The organism is Paenibacillus sp. MMO-58, assembly GCF_037146255.1.
Taxonomy (GTDB): Bacteria; Bacillota; Bacilli; order Paenibacillales; family Paenibacillaceae; genus Pristimantibacillus.
Genome location: NZ_JBBCVY010000007.1, coordinates 38908 through 57088, shown reverse-complemented (window position 1 = coordinate 57088; position 18181 = coordinate 38908). Strand labels below are relative to the sequence as shown.

Here is an 18181-nt window from a genome sequence, read left to right as displayed (position 1 = left end):
AAAATTACACACCGTATTCCGCAGAAACAGCTTGGATCGGCGAATCTCCTGCCCAACATGCAGCATAGCAGGCAGGACGGCGGTACGGTAATCAGCGCTTTTCCACATCTCCCTTCGCAAGCTGAGCAGTGATGATCGTCTTCCACTCGGCGAGCCAGCGCGCCTGATCGAATGCGAGCGCCGCCCGCCGGGCGGCTGTGCCTAATCGGCGCCGCAGTCTAGGCTGGTCGATCAGCTCGCTGACGGCAGATGTGACGGCTTCTGCCGAAGGAGGGGTCAGGCGGCCGTTTACGCCATTGATGATAAGATCGTTCAGCCCGCCGACGTTAGTTGCGACAACGGGCAAACCGCAGCTCATCGCCTCTAGGCAGGAGAGGGAGGTTCCTTCCGAGAACAACGTTGGGATGACCGCAATATCCGCCTGATGATAAGCCTCTTGAATCGTCTCGAACGTATATGTCCGGTGGACGATGCGGTCGCGGTGAGGATGAGCTTCCTTCCATAAATGAAAGGCCGCCGCCATCATAGACCCGTCAATCAGCTCGCCGGCGAATTCCACGGTCAGAGCCGGATACCGGCTCAGCAGTTCATCCGCCGACAGCATCATCGCAACGAGTCCCCGTTCAAAGCTTAGCCTCCGCGGGAAAAGTACCCGCACCTCTGTTGCGGAAGGGGAGGCGCCACCCGGCCGGGGAACAAACCGTAAGGTGTCCACTGGATTGGGAAGCAGGATAATAACGGCTGGATCTTCATATTCGCATACCGCCCTGCAATACGTCAGAAAATGCGAATCGACCGACACCACGCGGTCCAACTGTCGAAGCGCCTGATTAATATGCCGGGCGATCGCTGCCTTCGTCTCGGTTGCAATAGAAGGAGTGTCCCAATTGATGCCGTGGCAGATGCCGATGCTTCCCGGGCGGTAGCGGATCGGATGCCAGATGCAGCTGGCATAGATAAGCAGGCCTTCCGCGGATTCCGCCATCCGCTCGAAGGCCTCCGTAATCTTATTGGCTTCAAAAGGCCAGCCCCTAACCCGAACGCCTTCGTGCACGGTATCAAAAGCCTCGTAATACGTCATCTGATAAACAACCGGAGTGAGTCCCAGCTCCTTGACTGCCCGGCATAACAAATCGACATACCGTTCCAGCCCGCCTCCAAACACACGGGAATAATCCTGTCCGTACGCGTTCAGATAGCTGTGGGTCAGAATCGTCACCGTCTTTACGGGATTCGGCTTTGCCATCGTCCTACCCATCGCTGCGCTCCCTCTCGTGCCATCGGATCAGTCTGGGATTCGGATCCAGAATAGATGCGTAGTGGCCGAGATTGCCCCATTGCCCCAGCGGGTCGAGCTTCATATAACGGTCGTATTTCGCCCGCCGCTCCTCAGCGCTTCCCGCCCAGCCGTAATGCTTGATCCGAAGGTCGGTATCGAGGCCGGGCAAAGCGTTGTAGGTAAACGGAAGCCGGGTGGCGTGATGCGCCCGCTTCGGATACGCGTAATGAAAGCCGGGCAAGTAACGGACAAGCGTCATCATAGGCCGCTGATGGAGATTCCACCAGTCGTCCTCGCGGTAGTGGGTGACCGAGTCCCAGAAATCGTACATCCGGAAGGAAACGGTATCATAGTCATCCTGGTTAATAAGCTCCCGCATGGCCGCCTTTGCGTAGTCCTCGTAAAATTCATCCGCATCCACGGCCAGCAGCCAATCCGGCGAGGTTTCCTCCGCAGCCCGCCAAAGCTGCTCGCGCAGCAGCCATTCTTTATGAAACAACGAATCCTTATTCCGTACCAGCTTCACAACCTTCTCGAACGAAGCTGCGAGCTCGGGCGTATCATCCGTGCTCCCGTCATCCACGATAACAATCTCGTCTACAAAGCCGGACAAATCCGCAAGGGCCGCTTCCAGATAACGTCCGGCTTCGTTGCGAACCTGCATGATGGCGGTCAATTTATTGCCCGTTTTTTTTCTGCCGCCTTTTCCGAGACCGCTGAACATCCTTTAGTCAGCCTCCTTATTCCCTCGTGTCAGCTCCCGCGCAACGCCATCCATAACAGCCAGCTCGATCATGCCGTTTAATTCCTCCTGCCTGTGCTCTCCTGCCGCCAGAAAGCAGTGAATGGCCTCATGCCGCTTGCCGTTTAGCAGAAGAGCCGTTCCTTGCAGATGCTGCCACTGCCTGCGCTCGCCCGCCGACTTGCGGAGCCCGTCTTTGCCGAGCAAGAGAGCGCTGTCTAATCGGCCCATCGTAATGTAGGTAGCGATAAGGAGCGAGCGGGCTTCGGGATCATTCGCAAGCGGCTCCAGCAGAGCAGCCGCTTTGCGGTAATCGTCATTCAGCCGGTATAGCTGGGCTTTGGCGAGCTCCCGCTTTCCGGCAGCAAGCCAACCGGATAACTGTGCGGCATTGCGCCATTCCGTTTCTCCTTGGGCGGTGTAGCCGTAGGTCCGTACGGCGTCCTGAACATGTCCCTGTTCCAGCTCGATGGCCGACAGGAACCGGTATACGTTCTGAAGCGTGTCCCTGCGGCCCTCGTGAAGCATTTGCTCAAAGGAAGCAAGCAGAAGCTTTCGCGCGTATTCGGCTTCGCCGGTCAAATACCGGTAGACCGAATGGAAGAAGAGGCCGTCGGCATAGCCGTTCGCCTTGCCGCCCGCCGCCTGCTCTTGCTCCTGCTTCTGAAGCAGCTCATTCCGCCAGTTGGCTCTATGGCGCTGCTGGAGACGGATAAGCATGTCGGACTCGAAGCCGTCGCAATGCCATTCCACCGCCTGCCTGGCAAACAGATCGGAGGTTTCGTCCATTCCGTCCATCAGAAAGACGCTGCCGCGGCGGAAGCACTGCTCCAGATAGAAGGCCTCCGTACCGGCGACGACAAGCGTGGCATACGCGCATAGCCAGGAGCGGCATTTGAGCCACAGCTCTTCTTCATTTGAATTCGGGCCGGGCAGTATGGCGATCAGGCAGTGCGGCTTCAGCGGCACGGCAATATGCACCCAGGCAGGATGCATAACCATAGCGGAGGCGCTACCCCATTCCACGTCATCCAGCCGTTCCAAGGCGAGAGCTTCGATTCCGCTTGGAGCGTCATCGGCTACTGCGAGCAGCTTTCTCTTTGCGGCTAACTCCTCCAGCCAGCCCCGAACGCCGGACGGAATCCCACGCCAGCCGCCGGGAGGAAAGACGATAATCGGTTGTGCTGCCATGGCGCGCTCACCATCCGTTCCACTCTTTTGGTTCTTGTATGAACGTATGAAAAATAGTACGATAACCATTCCGGTTTTTTCTCGAACTGGAAGCAAATAATAGGCTTTAACAACAACATCAGGTTAAGACACAAGGAAAGAGGTAGGTTTGTAAGATGGTTGATCAAAACAAGAGTACGGCTGCTCCATCGCTTGCGGATGGGGAAGAGCGGTTCTCGAAATCAGGATTTATTTTCGCGGCAATCGGCAGCGCGGTTGGTCTCGGCAACATGTGGAAATTCCCTTATATCACCGGCAAATACGGCGGTGCGGCATTTTTCCTCATGTTTATTGTCTGCCTTCTCGCTGTTGGCTTGCCGGTCCTGATGGCCGAGCTTGCGATCGGCCGCGGCGGCCGCGGCAGCGTATCGACCTCCTTTAACCGGCTGACCAAGCAAAAGGGCTGGGGAGCGCTTGGATTCCTCATGATCGCAGCGCCATTTTTGATTTTATCGTTCTATTCCGTTGTCGCAGGCTGGACGATGTATTACGCAGTCCGGTCGTTCTCGGGACAACTGTTTACGACGACGGATTACTCCGGCCAGTTCAATGCCTTCATCGGCAGCTGGCAGCCGGTATGGTGGATGCTTCTGGCGCTGGTACTTACGGCGGCAGTTATTATTAAAGGCGTGTCGGCCGGGATTGAGAAATTTAACAAAATTCTTATTCCGGGCCTTGTTATTTTATTGCTAGTCCTCGTAGTCCGCGCTTTGACGCTTGACGGGGCAGGAGAGGGGGTATCATTCTTCCTTAGTCCGGATTTCAGCAAGCTGACGGCCGAATCGGCCCTGGTTGCGCTTGGACATGCGTTCTTCTCCCTCTCCCTTGGCATGGGGACGATGATTACGTACGGTGCTTATGTGGATAAGAGACAATCGCTTGGCGCGGGTACGATGGCGATTGGCCTAGGCGACCTGTTGTATGCCTTCCTGGCAGGCTTGATCATTTTCCCGACGTCCTTTGCATTCGGGATCGAGCCGGGCCAAGGGCCGGGTCTTGTGTTTGTGGCGTTGCCGGCTGCTTTTGCAGCGATGCCGCTGGGCAGTCTTTTTGGCGGATTATTCTTTATCCTTCTTGCGGTTGCCTCGTTAACTTCGACAGTTGGTCTCCTGGAAGTGCCGGTTGCCTTTATTCGCGAGCGGTATGGATGGAGCCGCGGGCTTGCGGTTACGGTGATCACGGTGCTTCTCTTCCTAGTTGGCATCCCTTCGGCCGTGTCGGTAGGCGGAGCGGTTAGCGGATTGGATTTCGGGGGCAAGACGTTCTTCGACTGGATGGATTTCGTCTGCTCGAACATCATGCTGCCGCTTGGCGGCCTGATCGTGACGATTTTTGTGGGCTGGGTTTGGAAAAACGCGGCCGAGGAAGCCGGTCTTACGGCGGCATGGTTTTGGATTTGGCTGTTTATGGTGCGTTACATCGCCCCGATACTCGTCGTCCTGGTTCTGCTCTATTCCGCTGGCGCACTGGACTTTTTATTTAAAGGATAGTGTTTCTCCCTAGCAGTAGACAGTGTATTTTCTCGTAATTTTGTGTATGATAGGAAGATCATTAATTACGGGAAAGGTTGGTCGCCGTGGAAAACACAGTGGAGAATAAGGTATCATCCTCTAACTTTATCAAAAACATCGTCGTCGAAGATTTGAAAGAAGGCCACGTGCAGGAAATCGTGACCCGCTTTCCGCCGGAGCCTAACGGATATTTGCACATCGGACATGCCAAGTCGATCTGCTTGAACTTCGAGCTTGCCGATGAATTCAAAGGACGGACAAATCTGCGTTTCGACGATACGAATCCGGTAAAGGAAGATACGGAATACGTAGAGTCGATTAAGGAAGATGTGCGCTGGCTCGGCTTTGACTGGGATGATCTTCGTTTTGCATCCGACTACTTCGAAGAATTGTACAACCGTGCCGTTCTGTTGATCCGCAAAGGGAAAGCCTACGTGTGCGACCTGACTGCCGAGCAAATCCGCGAGATGCGCGGTACGCTGACGCAGCCGGGACAAGACAGCCCTTACCGCAGCCGCAGCGTGGAAGAGAATCTTGATCTGTTCGCTAGAATGCGGGCAGGCGAATTCAAGGACGGCGAGAAGGTGCTGCGCGCGAAGATCGATATGGCTTCGCCGAATATCAACTTCCGAGATCCGGTTCTGTACCGGATTGCTCATGCGCATCATCACCGCACCGGAGACGCATGGTGCATCTACCCGATGTACGACTACGCGCATCCGATCAGCGACGCGATTGAAGGCATTACGCATTCGATTTGTACGCTGGAGTTCGCGGACCACCGTCCGCTGTACGACTGGACGATCGCGGAATGCGAAATGGTCGACGTGCCGAAGCAATACGAGTTCGCGCGTCTGAACATTACGAATACCGTGATGAGCAAAAGAAAACTGAAAGCGCTCGTGGACGAAGGCGCCGTAACCGGCTGGGACGACCCTCGCATGCCAACGATCAGCGGCTTGCGCCGCAAGGGCTATACGCCGGAAGCGATCCGAGCGTTCTGCCGCGAGATTGGCGTAGCGAAAGCGAACAGCACGGTGGACGAGCGGATGCTGGAGCATTTTATCCGGGAAGACCTGAAGCTGAAGGCCCTTCGCACGATGGCCGTTCTGCAGCCTCTGAAGGTTGTTATTACGAACTATCCGGAAGGCCAAGTAGAGATGCTTGAAGCGGAGAACAATGCCGAGAACGAGGAAATGGGCACGCGCCAAATTCCGTTCTCCCGCGAAATCTATATCGAACAGGACGATTTCATGGAGAATCCACCGGCGAAATACTTCCGTCTGTTCCCTGGCAACGAAGTGCGTCTGAAGCATGCTTACTTCATTACATGCCAGGAAGTCATCAAGGATGCGGACGGCAACGTGATCGAACTGCGCTGTACGTATGATCCGGCTACCAAGAGCGGTTCGGGCTTTAATGCCCGTAAAGTAAAAGGCACGATCCATTGGGTCGAAGCCTCGCAAGCCGTGCCGGCGGACTTCCGTCTGTACGAGCCTCTTATTACAAGCGAAGCGGAAGAGGAAGGCAAGCCGTTCCTCGAATGCATCAATCCGAACAATCAGCAAGTGCTGCAAGGCTTTGTGGAGCCGAACATGAAGGATGCGAAGGGCAATGACAAGTTCCAGTTCTTCCGCCACGGCTACTTCAATGTGGATCCTAAAGATTCGACGGGAGAGAAGCTGGTATTCAACCGGATCGTCTCGCTGAAGAGCTCGTTTGATCCGTCCAAAGCTTAAATAAACGCCATAGGCCGAGCAAGCCGGGCTGTCCGTATAGGATAGCCCGGCTTTTTTTGATTTTCATAATAAATGGTAAAAGAGAAGGAAAATGTAGAATTGTGGCGAACATTCTTGTAAACTGCTCGGGCTTTAAGCGGGAGTCATAAGCCCTAATAGGTGGTAATAGGCTAAAGAAAGCAAATAAGCCAATAGAGTAAAAATAGGGAGGAACAACATGGATACTTTTAACCGCGCAGGATTCTGGAGACGTTTGGGCGCCAATATTTTGGACGGCCTTATTATCGGCATTCCGCTTACCATTCTGGCCTTTATCATTTCGGGCGAGAGGGAGAACTCGTTTACGAACATTATATCCTTCCTGTATTCCTTGCTGATTCCTGTTCTTTGGAACGGCTATACGATCGGGAAAAAGATTTGCGGCATTCAGATCCGCCGCCTGGACGGCAGACCGCCGGGCATCGGCACGATGTTGCTGCGCAATGTCGTGGGCGGACTTGTCTATGCCGTTACCATCGGTATCGCAGCGGTTGTCAGCGCGTTTATGGTTGGCATGCGCGAAGACAAACGCGCCATTCACGATTTTATCGCTGGCACGGTTGTTGTTCACGACGGGGACGAGTAAAAGGCCATTATCGCCATATTATCTGGTATACGGCAAGCCCTTAAGGCCCTCTGGGGACCTTAAGGGCTTTGTTTTTGCCTTCGTAATGCCCGATAAGGTCCCTAAAGGGCCTTAACTGCGCGGTAGGCAGGGTTTTTAGTTAGATTATGAGAGATCGTCAAGCCCTTAAGGCCCTTTGGGGACCTTAAGGACTTTGTTTTGGCCTTCGTAGTGCCCGATAAGGTCCCTAAAGGGCCTTAACTGTTCGGCAGGCGGGGGTTTGTTGCATGCTGGTTTTTAGTGGGTGGAGAAGGTTGAATTATTTACACGTGCGCAAAAATCGTACAGGCTGTACAATCAAATAAAGGAAACAAGAGGTCAAGGAGAGAACTAGTTATGAACAATAATTTTACGATCCGAGATGCCAGGGTAGAAGATATGACCCGCATCGTCGAAATATACAACTCTACTATCGCATCCCGCCAGGTAACGGCTGATCTGGAGCCCGTATCGGTGGAGAGCAGAATGAGATGGTATGACGAGCATTCACCGGATTTTCGCCCGTTATGGGTGCTGGAGGAAGACGGCAAAATGCTGGCGTGGCTGAGCTTCCAGTCGTTCTATGGACGCCCGGCTTACAACGCAACGGCCGAGATCAGCATTTATATCGATCAGGAATACCGCGCGCGCGGTATCGGCTCGTTCCTGATTCAGAAGGCGCTTGAAGCAAGCCCGGGACTTGGTCTTCGCACGCTGCTTGGGTTTGTATTTGGCCATAATGAGCCTAGCCTAGCCCTGCTGCGGAAATTTGGCTTCGAAGAGTGGGCGAACCTTCCGAAGGTAGCCGAGCTCGACGGGGTGGAGCGGGACTTGATTATTCTCGGACGCAAGATTTAAGAACGGCTGGATTTGGTGATTCCTGCCAAATGATTTATGCTGGAAGCAATAGGATGATAAGACGACAGGGGAGAATGAACATTGAGCAAGTTTTGGAGTCCGCTTACGGCTTCTTTAGTCCCTTATGTTCCTGGGGAGCAGCCGAAGGACAAAAAATACATTAAGCTGAACACCAACGAAAATCCGTACCCGCCTTCGCCTCAAGTGATGGAGGCCATCCGGTCGGTAACAAACGACGATTTGAGGCTTTATCCCGATCCAACCTGCGATGCGCTTGTCCGCAAAATCGCCGGATATTTCGAAGTTGGCCCGAATCAAGTATTTGTAGGCAACGGTTCCGACGAAGTGCTCGCTTTTGCTTTTGCGGCTTTCTTTAATCCGGCCAAGCCGGTTGCGTTCGCGGACATTACATACAGCTTCTATAAGGTGTATGCGGAATTCTACCAACTGAAGGCGGATATTATTCCGCTGGGCGAGCAGTTCAAGCTGCCGGTTGACGAATTCAGCCGCCGGGATTCCGGAGGTATTGTTATTCCGAACCCGAATGCGCCTACGGCTATGCTGATCTCGCTTGACGATATCCGTACCTTGCTTGTGCAAAACCCCGATCAGGTGGTTCTGATTGACGAGGCGTATATCGATTTCGGCGGAGAGTCCGCGGCGAAGCTGGTAAACGAGTATCCGAATCTGCTGGTCGTTCAGACGCTTTCGAAGTCCCGCTCGCTTGCGGGTCTGCGGGTAGGCTGGGCGCTGGGCAGCGAAGAGTTGATCGACGGGCTGAACCGCGTTAAAAATTCGTTCAACTCTTATACGCTGGACCGTCTTGCGCTTGCAGGCGCGGTAGCGGCGTTTGAGGACGAGTCTTATTTCCAAGAGACCACAGCGAAGGTAATAGCTACTCGGGAAGCGGTGACCAAGGAATTGAAAGAGCTGGGCTTTATCGTGACCGACTCGGCAGCGAACTTTGTCTTCATCTCCCATCCGGGGCATGCGGCAGAGGTTCTGTTCCAGCAGCTTCGCGAACGCGGCGTGCTTGTCCGGTATTTCAAACAGCCACGCATTGATCAATATTTGCGCGTAACGGTTGGCACGGACGAAGAGATGGCTGCTTTTGTAGAGGCACTCAAGGAGATCATTAAGCGATAATGAAGCCGCAGGTAAAACCCGGCTATCAACGGGCTGCATTTTTCGTTGTTCTCTTAAGCGTTATTTATGCGGTAATCGGGAATACTTTTTTTCAACTGGCCTATCGCTATAGTGCCGCTATAGATGAGGCGTACATCGTTTTTGCAATAACATCGACAGTATACGCGTTGCCTGTTATATGGTGTTTTCGCCGAAAGTATTGGTATTTTGCTTTGTTTATCCCTGTTATTTGGGTGCCGATGCTGATGATTACCGGTTATCTGATGGGGGCGGTTTTTCCGCTTCCGGAGGATGATTATGGCGCAGGCATGCTGCTATTGTTCATACACGGATTGAATTTGGCAGCGGTAGTACTGGGCGTGGCGCTTGGATTAACCGTGAACGCGGCGATTGCGGCTTGGAGGAAGTTCAGCAGGGTATAAAAAGGCTATTTAAGCCTATTTCCATTTTGTTATTTTTTCGTGCTATAATGGTGGCAAGTGACTGGTTCGGATTTTTATGTTTGGAGTATAACAATCGTCGTCAGTCTTATAAATAGGAGGATTATTTTTGAATAACCATAAAACGGATAAGAAACTAACCATTTTTGCCTTAGGCGGCGTAGGCGAAATTGGCAAGAACATGTACGCGGTACAATACGCGAACGACATTATTGTAATTGATTGCGGTTCCAAATTCCCGGATGAGGAGCTTCTCGGTATCGACATTATCGTGCCGGATATTACGTACCTCATCGAGAATAAGGACAAGGTCAGAGCTTTGCTCATCACGCACGGCCATGAGGACCATATTGGCGGGTTGCCGTATATCCTGAAGCAGCTGAGCATGCCGGTCTATGCAAGCCGTCTTACGATGGGATTGATCGAAGGAAAGCTGAAGGAAGCCGGACTACTCGGATCGACGGAGCGGCATTTGATTCATTCCGATTCCGAGCTCAAGCTGGGTTCGATGAAGGCGTCGTTCTTCAAGACGAACCACAGTATTCCGGATTCCCTCGGCGTCGTGCTGGATACACCGGAAGGCGTCGTTGTCCATACGGGCGACTTCAAGTTCGACCAAACACCGGTAGGCGATTATCACGCAGACATTCACCGGATGGCGGAGATTGGGAAAAAAGGTGTCCTCGCTTTGCTGTCGGAGAGCACAAACGCCGAACGTCCAGGCTTTACGCCATCGGAACGGATCGTCGGCGCGAACTTCATTGATGCTTTCCGCAAGGCGGAACGCCGCGTGATCGTCTCTACCTTCGCCTCGAACGTGCACCGTCTGCAGCAGGTTGTGGATGCAGCGGCGGCATCGGGACGGAAGCTGGCGATTATCGGGCGCAGTATGGTCAACATGATTACGATTGCTTCGGAGCTGGGCTATCTCGATATCCCGGACGGCATGCTGATCGAGACGAACGAAGTGAACCGCTATGCGGATAATCAAGTCGTTATTCTTTGCACAGGCAGCCAAGGCGAGCCAATGTCCGCTCTTACGCGGATGGCCCGTTCGAATCACCGTCAGGTAGAGATTCTGGAAGGCGACACGGTTATTATTTCGGCAACGCCAATCCCAGGCAATGAACGCAGCATCGGACGCACGGTGGACGAGCTGTTCCGTCTCGGAGCGAATGTCATTTACGGCTCCGGCACGCAAACAGGCATGCACGTATCCGGCCACGGCAGCCAGGAAGAGCTGAAGCTGATGCTTCAATTGATGGCTCCAAAGTATTTCATCCCGATTCACGGGGAATACCGGATGCAGCTTCATCATAAGAAGCTGGCTGAAGCCGTTGGCGTAGAGCAAGGTAATACGTTCATCGTGGATAACGGTGAAATCGTGGAAATCGTAAACGGCGATGCACGCAAATCCGGCAAAGTGCCGGCTGGCAATACGTATATCGACGGACTTGGTATCGGAGACGTTGGCAATATTGTACTTCGTGACCGCAAGCACCTGTCCCAGGACGGCATTCTTGTTGTTGTAGTAACCATCAGCAAGCAGGACAAGACGATCAAATCGGGACCGGATATCATCTCCCGCGGCTTCGTCTATGTACGGGAGTCGGAAGGACTGCTTGAGGAAGCAGGCAGAATTGTAACTAGAACGATTACGAAATCCATCAGCGATAACGTAAACCAATGGACAACACTTAAATCAAACGTAAAAGACGCGCTTGGACGATTCTTATATGAACAAACGAAAAGAAAGCCGATGATCCTTCCTATCATCATGGAAGTGTAATCGGCACCTAACCAGTCCACTTCTTTTTGTTTAGTGAGCCGATATATACACGTAAGGGGCTGTCCCGTTAGCTGATAAAGCTACGGGACAGCCCCTTGTTTTCATTCTAACCGCAATTAAGCCACCAGCTTGAGACCAACTACGGCCCCGATAATGAGGGTGATAAAGAAGATCCGGAGCATGTTTTTCGGCTCTCCGTACAGAACCATGCCAAGAATTGCACCGCCTGTAGCGCCAATCCCCGTCCAGATGGCATAAGCGATACTCATCTCGAGCGTTTGCATCGCGTAGGACAAGCAGACAAAGCTCATGCCAAAGCCGAGCAGCAGGAGAGCGATATTTCTTGCGCTCTTCTTCTCGTTAACCTTGTTCATCATAACAACGCCAAGCATTTCGAACAGACCCGCGCAGATCAAAGCTAACCAGTTCATTTGGAGGATGCTCCTTTCTTCTCGCCCGCACTTCCGTGCTCAGGCGTAATAAGCTTAAGACCAATAATGCCAATTAATAGAAGGGCGATAAACAACAATTTAGCCGCATGCAGCGGATGCCCGAAAAAGACGGATTCCGAAATAACCGTACCGGTCGTGCCAAGTCCTACAAAAACGGCGTATACCGTGCCGACGGGAAGCTCGCCGCTTGCTTTAATGAGCAGAACGAAGCTGACCAGAATCGCAATAAATGTGACCGCCCAGCTCCAGACATGGTCCGCATGCTTGAGCCCCGTGACCCACATGACTTCGAATACGGCAGCGACATAAACTTGAAACCATTGCTTTTTCATGAAAAATATTCCCCCTTACACGTGATGTAATATTTAAAAAGACAAAAATAAAACCTGGGAGACACTGCTGGCGCAGGCGACTCCCAGGTTTTTATCCTTCCGTGATCACAGCTATCGCTGTGAGTTTTCCCTCGGACCAGACCTAAGCATCTTGCTCAGCGGAACCCTAGAAAACCACTAACCTGTATTATACACACTTCGCCCCGAAGATCAAGGCTTGGAAAAGGATAAAAAATGGCGGCACCCAGGCAGAGGAAGTTCTCAGTCACGCTAGGACTGAGGCTTGCCCCCGGTACAGGCGCCGCCAACATGAAACAGCGGATTACGGCTGAATCAAAAGCTTATCAGGAATGCTCGGCATCGAATGTAGCCGCAAGCTCCTTGGCGCGTGCTTCATCGTTGCTGCGTACATGAAGCCGTTTTAAGGAGCCATCCAAGGTTACCTTTGATTTTAACCCGTTAGATTTGAAATACGCATACAACCTGTCGATTTCATCAGCCCGGGATCCGGCCTCAGTCCGGAAGGCAGTCCATCGGTTCCACCACAGCACCATCCCTAACACACCTCCTCGCCTGCTGATTCGCCATTCCGTACATATGTATTCGCCTCTTCCACCATCATGACAGGTTTATTGGGAACATCGCGCTAATTATTCGATAGCGGCTTAATTGTTCATAGGGGAAGATCAATGGTAAAATAGGGGAGCTGAGAAGCAGCATTTTTAGAATGAGGGAGGAGAAGAGTTGTGAGCAAATTTACATCCATCACGCAAACCACGGAATTGAACAACGGAATTCGGATGCCTTGGCTTGGCTTTGGCGTATTCAAAACAAAGGAAGGCGAAGAGGTTGAGCAAGCGGTTACGGATGCCTTGGAGGCAGGGTACCGCAGCATCGATACGGCGGCGATCTACGGTAATGAAGAAGGCGTAGGCAACGCGATTGCCGCAAGCGGTCTGAAGCGCGAGGAGCTATTCGTTACGACAAAGGTATGGAACAGCAACCAGGGCTTCGAGAGCACGCTGAAGGCTTTCGAGGAAAGCCGCCGCAAGCTGAAGCTGGACGTTATCGATTTGTATCTCGTTCACTGGCCGGTGGCCGGTAAATACAAGGATACTTATCGTGCTTTGGAGAAGCTGTACAAGGAAGGGCATGTGCGGGCAATTGGCGTCAGCAACTTCCTGATTCCTCATCTGGATGATCTGCTTGGCAGCTGCGAGGTGGTGCCTGCGGTGAATCAGGTGGAATTCCAGCCATACCTGACTCAGCCTGATCTGCAAAGCTATTGCAAGGAGCGCGGCATTCAGCTTGAGGCATGGAGTCCGCTGCTTCAGGGTAATCTCGATGTGCCGCTTCTGCAGGAAATCGGACAAGCTCACGGTAAATCGGCTGCGCAAGTTATTTTGCGCTGGGATTTGCAATGCGGTGTCGTCACCATTCCGAAGTCCGTTACGAAGAGCCGGATTATCGAGAACGCGGACATTTTCGACTTTGAACTTACCGCTGAAGAGGTGGAGAAGATCAATGGCCTAAATGTCGGCCGCCGCTTTGGATCTGACCCCATGAATTTCAATTTCTAGCATCAAGCTTTGCGAATAAGGGGGGTGCCGCCGTCGCACCCTATGACTGTGGCGGAAATCGGGCGGCCTTGCTATTGACATTGTTAACTGTAATTGATATTATTACAGTACTAAACAGGGAGGCCGTTCACATTGAACAGCGAATTTACGATTGCCGTACACAGTCTCGTTTATTTAGCCTATCTGCCGGAGCGGATGGCAAGCAGTGAGATGATCGCCGACAACGTAGGCACGCACTCCGCGCGCGTCCGCAAAGTAATGAGCGGATTGCGCAAAAGCGGCTTTGTCGATACAAGAGAAGGCGCAGGAGGCGGCTACAGGCTTACAATTGATCCAGATGTCGTTACGCTTGGCGATGTATACCGCGTCATGGCGCAGGGCTCTTTTATTCCGAGCTGGTGCTCGGGTGATCCGGGCATGGATTGCGTTGTTGGCTCGAATATGAACCAAGTGATGTTCGGGATCTTCTGTACAGCCGAGAAGCAGCTGGAAGGCTACTTCAGCGGCATCACGATTTCCGATGTACTGAAGCAAATTCACGCTTGTGGTTGCGATTAGGCTACAATAAAACGGTACGTGGCGGAATTCCCTTATCATATTATTTTGGAGAGGATGATTGACAATGGCAGTAGCATTGACAAAAGATAACTTTGCAACTAGCGTGGAAAACGGCGTTTCTCTGGTAGACTTCTGGGCACCTTGGTGCGGACCTTGCAAAATGCAGCTCCCTATCGTAGAAGAGCTCGCAACTGAACTGGAAGGCCAAGCTACAATCGCGAAAATCAACGTTGACGAAGAGCCTGAACTGGCTTCCCAATTCGGCGTAATGAGCATCCCTACACTGATCCTGTTCAAAGACGGTCAACCCGTTGACAAAATGGTCGGCGTACAAAGCAAAGACGCTCTGAAAGCAAAAATCTCCGGCCAACTGTAAGATTTGGCTGTAAAGCATGAAAGCCAGGGACCTGCGTATAACGCGGGTCCCTGGCTTTTTTTCAGTGCAGCAACTACCTCTGGAAGATGGCGCATGACCCAGCACTTTTTGTACGCGCGATAAAAGGCGGAATAATCGCGGAAGCCGGCTTCCGCGGCGGCCGAGCTTGCGGTGTGGCCTGCTGGATCAAGTTCTGGGCCATCACGACCCGTTTATGAATCAGGTAATTGCCAATGGTTGTTCCCGTCGTTTTCCGGAAGATTTTGTTCAAATGGTGCTTGCTGATAAAAAACTTGGCGGTTCTCGGGTAATATGAAAATATTGGGATGGGACGCAACTTCTGGCGCAGCTGCTGCGTCTATTTAGCTGATTACAAGAATGGAAAAGCATAGGAGGTTCGTTATGGTGATGAATCATCGCAAGAAGCTGGCCGTGCTGGCAACCGCGGTTATGCTGACGAGCAGTCTTCCTGCCGCGGCCTTTGCCGAAAGCGCTGACAAACCGGCAGCTTCGGCCGTATCGGTATCAGGAGATGCTGCGGGATCGGATGGAAGCGCGGTTGCTCCCGTTAATGTGAAGGTAACCAAGGAAAAGGCGGAATCTCTCGCCAGGCAGATGGTAAGCGTCCCGAAGGAATACGCGCTGCAAGGGGCTTCGCTCTCGTCCGATACGCTGGCTGGCGGCAAACGCAGCGTATGGGGTCTTGATTTCGTGTACAAGGTAAACGGCAAAAACAAGGGCAGCATCTATGTACGGCTAAATGCGGACACCGGTCAGCTTCTTGATTACAGCACCTACCTCGATAATCCGAGCGCAAAGCCTACTTACCCGCTGAAGGTCGAGCGGGAGGCCGCGCAGAAGATTGCTTATTCCTTCTTGTCGGAGGTAGCGCCAACCTATAAGGATCAAGTGAAATTCAATCCGGAATACGGCGCGCAGCAGCTGCCTCCTCTGACGGGAGAGGTGCGCCACACGCTCAGGTTTGACCGTGTTGTCAATGACATTCCTTACGTGGATAACTATATCGAGCTTGATGTCGACAGCGAAGGACATGTCTTGCGTTACACTCTGCAGTGGGATGATACGATTCAATTTCCGAAGGTGGATGCCAAGCTGACGGCCGATGAAGCGAAGAAAAACCTTATCGAGCAGGCAAAGCCGCAGCTGCGATACATTATCCCGTATAATCCGCAGGGGCCAAGCAAGCCGGTGTTGAGCTACGATATGGGAGCTTTTGCGATTGATGCGGTTACCGGCAAAGAGGTGCAAAGCGGATACATCGACTCCAACCAGGTGTCGGGGACGCCGATAGCGGATAAACCGCTGGGCGAAGCTCCCGGAGCGGTGAATCTGACCGAAGAACAGGCGAAGCAAGCCGTGCTGTCAGCTTTCCCTATTCCTTCGAACGCGGTTTACACCGGCGCCAGCTATTACGAGAACGCGGATGATGCCGCCGGTGCGACGGTTGCGAGCTGGCGACTCGAATGGGAGCTGAAGAACGGAAAAGACACCATCGGTTCGGCATCGGCATTAGTCAATAGCCGGACGGGATTCATCAGCAGCTTCTATTCTTATCAGAACAACCAGAACGTCAGCGCGAAGCCTGCGTTGTCCTATGACCAGGCTGAAGCCAAGGCCATTGAGGCGGTGAAGAAGCAGCTTCCTTGGGCGGCGGATGAGCTGTATATCGTAAATCGCGATAAGTCGCAATACGATCCGGATAAAGTACCGAATATCGATACGTATTATTTCAGCTTCGTTCACAAGATTAACGGCGCAACGGCGGATTACGACAACGTGAATGTATCCATTGACTCGAACACGGGCGCGGTGCGCAGCTATGATGCCAGCATCAACCCGTATAAATACCCGGAGACCGCGCCTAAGGTCATTACGCCGGCGCAAGCCATTGAGAAGTGGATGACTTACTACCGGACGGAGCTGACTTATTATTTGACGCAAAATTACGTGTACCAGGGCCAGCCGATTCCGATTGAGAAATATAAGACGCTGCTGGCTGCCGGGGTGATTCAGCCGTCGGATGTGGAATCCAACACTAACGCTCAGCTAATCTACCGGTTAGTGCCACGCCAGCTGGATGAATCCATCTTCCTGGATGCGGAATCGGGCAGCTGGAGAAACCGGGACACCGGAGACGTTACCCAGCTGGAGAAACCGAAGGCAACCGATATTGACGGTCATTGGGCACAGCGTCAGCTAGAGCTGATGGTGGCTTACAAAGCGCTTGACGTGAAGGACGGCAAGGTCCGTCCGAATGAAATCGTAACTCGCGGCGAGCTGATCAAAATGCTTGTGCTGGCTATGAACAGCGGTCGTCCGCCGGTATTGTACGCAGGGTCGGCAGATTCATCGGCATCCGCTTCATTTGCCGATGTCGGCACGAAAAATCAGTATTATGCGTACGTCGAAAGCGCGCTGCAGCAAAATCTGATCGACATCGGCGACGGTTCGTTTAATCCGGACGGCAAGGTGGACCGCGAAGAGATGGCGGAGCTGATTGTCCGTGCGCTTGGGTACAATTCCCTCGCCAATTACGATGACTTGTTCAATATCAGCTTCAAGGATGCAGACAAGACGGAGAAGAAGGGGCAGGCGGCTATTGTTGTCGGACTCAAAATTATGACGCTGTCAAACGGCAATTTCCAGCCGTCTAAGCAGGTGTCCAGGGCCGACGCTTCCGTAGCCTTCTTCCGCTTCCTGCAGACAAGGGCGGAGCTTCAGGAGGCACCGCTGCGCAATTGACGCCAGTCCAATAAATAAGAAGCCCCCGTTTGGCTTGCTGCCGTGGCAGCTTCCAGGCGGGGGCTTTATGTTTCGATTAGTCCGTTTTTTTGTTCTTGGAGGAGAAGTTCGTAACGGACTTCGCATCCTCAATCGTATCATTGACAAATGCCATATCTTGGTTTTTTGCCTTCATGGCCGTTGTCCCTTTATAATTGCCTTTGTGGCTTTGATTTTCCATCGTGTAGGTTTCACCTCCTGGTCCCTGTTAGTATGGGCGCGGGGAGGGTTTGGCATGCAATCGTGTTCGACAACATAAGGGGTGCAGAAAATGGTTAAGAAGTCAGCGTTATTTAAGTATCTGGTGTTCATCCTCTTTCTTTTGTTTACCATGCTTGTTGTTTACGCAAGCGACGAATTTCTGATCCGTAACGGCGATCCGGATGTGACGGCTAAGTTCCTGTTTGTTCTTTTCGGCATTACATTTGGCTTTGGGGCAAGCCTTCATCTGATCGGCAAAGGCGAATTCGGGTTCCGATTCAAGGAAACGCAGTTCACGTTAATGTTATCGATAATTATTGTGGTGCTGAATTATGTGGCGGCCGTCAATTACGGCAAGTTGTATACCGGCGCCGAAGGCACATTCGGGACCTTTAGCCGGATTGTTCTCGATGACAAGAACGAAGCGATTTTCAATGTTCTTGCCGGTTATTTGTTCGGTTTATCTTTCTATAAAAAATAACGAAGCGGGGCAGTAGGCGAAC

At 52.5% G+C, this 18181-nt stretch carries 19 protein-coding genes and 1 riboswitch; of the genes, 12 read left to right on the top strand and 7 right to left on the bottom strand.

Annotated features, from left to right (window positions below):
* Positions 1–91: 91 nt before the first annotated feature.
* From WFJ73_RS20520 to WFJ73_RS20510, 3 genes are read right to left on the bottom strand one after another with little or no spacing between them, the layout of a single operon-like run.
* Positions 92–1258, bottom strand: a complete 1167-nt coding sequence (locus WFJ73_RS20520; RefSeq protein ID WP_336774815.1) for a glycosyltransferase family 4 protein — start codon at positions 1256–1258, stop codon at positions 92–94.
* Positions 1251–2003 (bottom strand): glycosyltransferase, encoded by a 753-nt coding sequence (locus tag WFJ73_RS20515; protein WP_336774814.1) that lies wholly within the window; start codon positions 2001–2003, stop codon positions 1251–1253. The genes WFJ73_RS20520 and WFJ73_RS20515 overlap by 8 nt, the downstream gene beginning before the upstream one ends.
* 3 nt (positions 2004–2006) lie before the next feature.
* Positions 2007–3212: a tetratricopeptide repeat protein gene (locus WFJ73_RS20510; RefSeq protein WP_336774813.1), complete on the bottom strand. Its 1206-nt coding sequence runs from the start codon at positions 3210–3212 to the stop codon at positions 2007–2009.
* 155 nt (positions 3213–3367) lie between these two features.
* On the opposite strand from WFJ73_RS20510, the gene WFJ73_RS20505 reads away from it, so the two are divergent.
* The 7 genes from WFJ73_RS20505 to WFJ73_RS20475 all read left to right on the top strand — a co-directional run bounded on the left by WFJ73_RS20505 (position 3368) and on the right by WFJ73_RS20475 (position 11377).
* Entirely contained in the window at positions 3368–4741 is a 1374-nt protein-coding gene (locus WFJ73_RS20505; protein ID WP_336774812.1) for a sodium-dependent transporter, read from the top strand.
* Positions 4742–4839: 98 nt separating this feature from the next.
* Positions 4840–6501 carry a glutamine--tRNA ligase/YqeY domain fusion protein gene (locus WFJ73_RS20500; RefSeq protein WP_336775072.1) on the top strand — a complete coding sequence of 554 codons (1662 nt, stop codon included), beginning with the start codon at positions 4840–4842 and terminating at the stop codon, positions 6499–6501.
* A 217-nt stretch (positions 6502–6718) separates the two neighbouring features.
* Positions 6719–7126: an RDD family protein gene (locus WFJ73_RS20495; RefSeq protein ID WP_336774811.1), complete on the top strand. Its 408-nt coding sequence runs from the start codon at positions 6719–6721 to the stop codon at positions 7124–7126.
* 375 nt (positions 7127–7501) lie between these two features.
* Positions 7502–8002: a GNAT family N-acetyltransferase gene (locus tag WFJ73_RS20490; RefSeq protein WP_336774810.1), complete on the top strand. Its 501-nt coding sequence runs from the start codon at positions 7502–7504 to the stop codon at positions 8000–8002.
* Between the two features lie 81 nt (positions 8003–8083).
* Positions 8084–9148: a histidinol-phosphate transaminase gene (gene hisC, locus WFJ73_RS20485; protein ID WP_336774809.1), complete on the top strand. Its 1065-nt coding sequence runs from the start codon at positions 8084–8086 to the stop codon at positions 9146–9148.
* Positions 9148–9570 carry a hypothetical protein gene (locus tag WFJ73_RS20480; RefSeq protein WP_336774808.1) on the top strand — a complete coding sequence of 141 codons (423 nt, stop codon included), beginning with the start codon at positions 9148–9150 and terminating at the stop codon, positions 9568–9570. Before hisC ends, WFJ73_RS20480 begins: the two co-directional genes overlap by 1 nt.
* Before the next feature lie 127 nt (positions 9571–9697).
* Positions 9698–11377, top strand: a complete 1680-nt coding sequence (locus WFJ73_RS20475; protein ID WP_283094408.1) for a ribonuclease J — start codon at positions 9698–9700, stop codon at positions 11375–11377.
* Positions 11378–11493: 116 nt separating this feature from the next.
* Here the strand turns inward: WFJ73_RS20475 and WFJ73_RS20470 are convergent, their stop codons facing one another.
* The 3 genes from WFJ73_RS20470 to WFJ73_RS20460 form a co-directional block, all read right to left on the bottom strand.
* Positions 11494–11808, bottom strand: coding sequence for a DMT family transporter (locus WFJ73_RS20470; RefSeq protein WP_336774807.1), 315 nt, complete (start codon positions 11806–11808; stop codon positions 11494–11496).
* Positions 11805–12161 carry a DMT family transporter gene (locus WFJ73_RS20465; protein ID WP_336774806.1) on the bottom strand — a complete coding sequence of 119 codons (357 nt, stop codon included), beginning with the start codon at positions 12159–12161 and terminating at the stop codon, positions 11805–11807. Before WFJ73_RS20465 ends, WFJ73_RS20470 begins: the two co-directional genes overlap by 4 nt.
* Positions 12162–12239: 78 nt before the next feature.
* A riboswitch (guanidine-I (ykkC/yxkD leader) is annotated at positions 12240–12342 on the bottom strand.
* Between the two features lie 163 nt (positions 12343–12505).
* Positions 12506–12715: a hypothetical protein gene (locus WFJ73_RS20460; RefSeq protein WP_336774805.1), complete on the bottom strand. Its 210-nt coding sequence runs from the start codon at positions 12713–12715 to the stop codon at positions 12506–12508.
* Positions 12716–12961: 246 nt separating this feature from the next.
* Between WFJ73_RS20460 and WFJ73_RS20455 the strand changes: the two genes are divergently transcribed.
* The 4 genes from WFJ73_RS20455 (at position 12962) to WFJ73_RS20440 (ending at position 17438) form a co-directional block, all read left to right on the top strand.
* The gene (locus WFJ73_RS20455) at positions 12962–13741 is read left to right on the top strand and encodes an aldo/keto reductase (RefSeq protein ID WP_336775071.1); all 780 of its coding nucleotides are present in this window, start codon (positions 12962–12964) and stop codon (positions 13739–13741) included.
* Positions 13742–13873: 132 nt separating this feature from the next.
* Positions 13874–14299 carry an RrF2 family transcriptional regulator gene (locus WFJ73_RS20450; protein ID WP_015847399.1) on the top strand — a complete coding sequence of 142 codons (426 nt, stop codon included), beginning with the start codon at positions 13874–13876 and terminating at the stop codon, positions 14297–14299.
* Positions 14300–14363: 64 nt separating this feature from the next.
* Positions 14364–14675 carry a thioredoxin gene (gene trxA, locus WFJ73_RS20445; protein WP_015847398.1) on the top strand — a complete coding sequence of 104 codons (312 nt, stop codon included), beginning with the start codon at positions 14364–14366 and terminating at the stop codon, positions 14673–14675.
* A gap of 402 nt (positions 14676–15077) precedes the next feature.
* Positions 15078–17438: an S-layer homology domain-containing protein gene (locus WFJ73_RS20440; RefSeq protein WP_336774804.1), complete on the top strand. Its 2361-nt coding sequence runs from the start codon at positions 15078–15080 to the stop codon at positions 17436–17438.
* A 76-nt stretch (positions 17439–17514) separates the two neighbouring features.
* On the opposite strand, the gene WFJ73_RS20435 is transcribed toward WFJ73_RS20440, so the two are convergent.
* Positions 17515–17658: a hypothetical protein gene (locus WFJ73_RS20435; protein WP_015847389.1), complete on the bottom strand. Its 144-nt coding sequence runs from the start codon at positions 17656–17658 to the stop codon at positions 17515–17517.
* A gap of 90 nt (positions 17659–17748) precedes the next feature.
* Between WFJ73_RS20435 and WFJ73_RS20430 the strand changes: the two genes are divergently transcribed.
* On the top strand, positions 17749–18159 hold the full coding sequence (locus tag WFJ73_RS20430) for a hypothetical protein (RefSeq protein ID WP_336774803.1): 411 nt from the start codon (positions 17749–17751) through the stop codon (positions 18157–18159).
* The last annotated feature ends 22 nt before the right edge of the window (positions 18160–18181 follow it).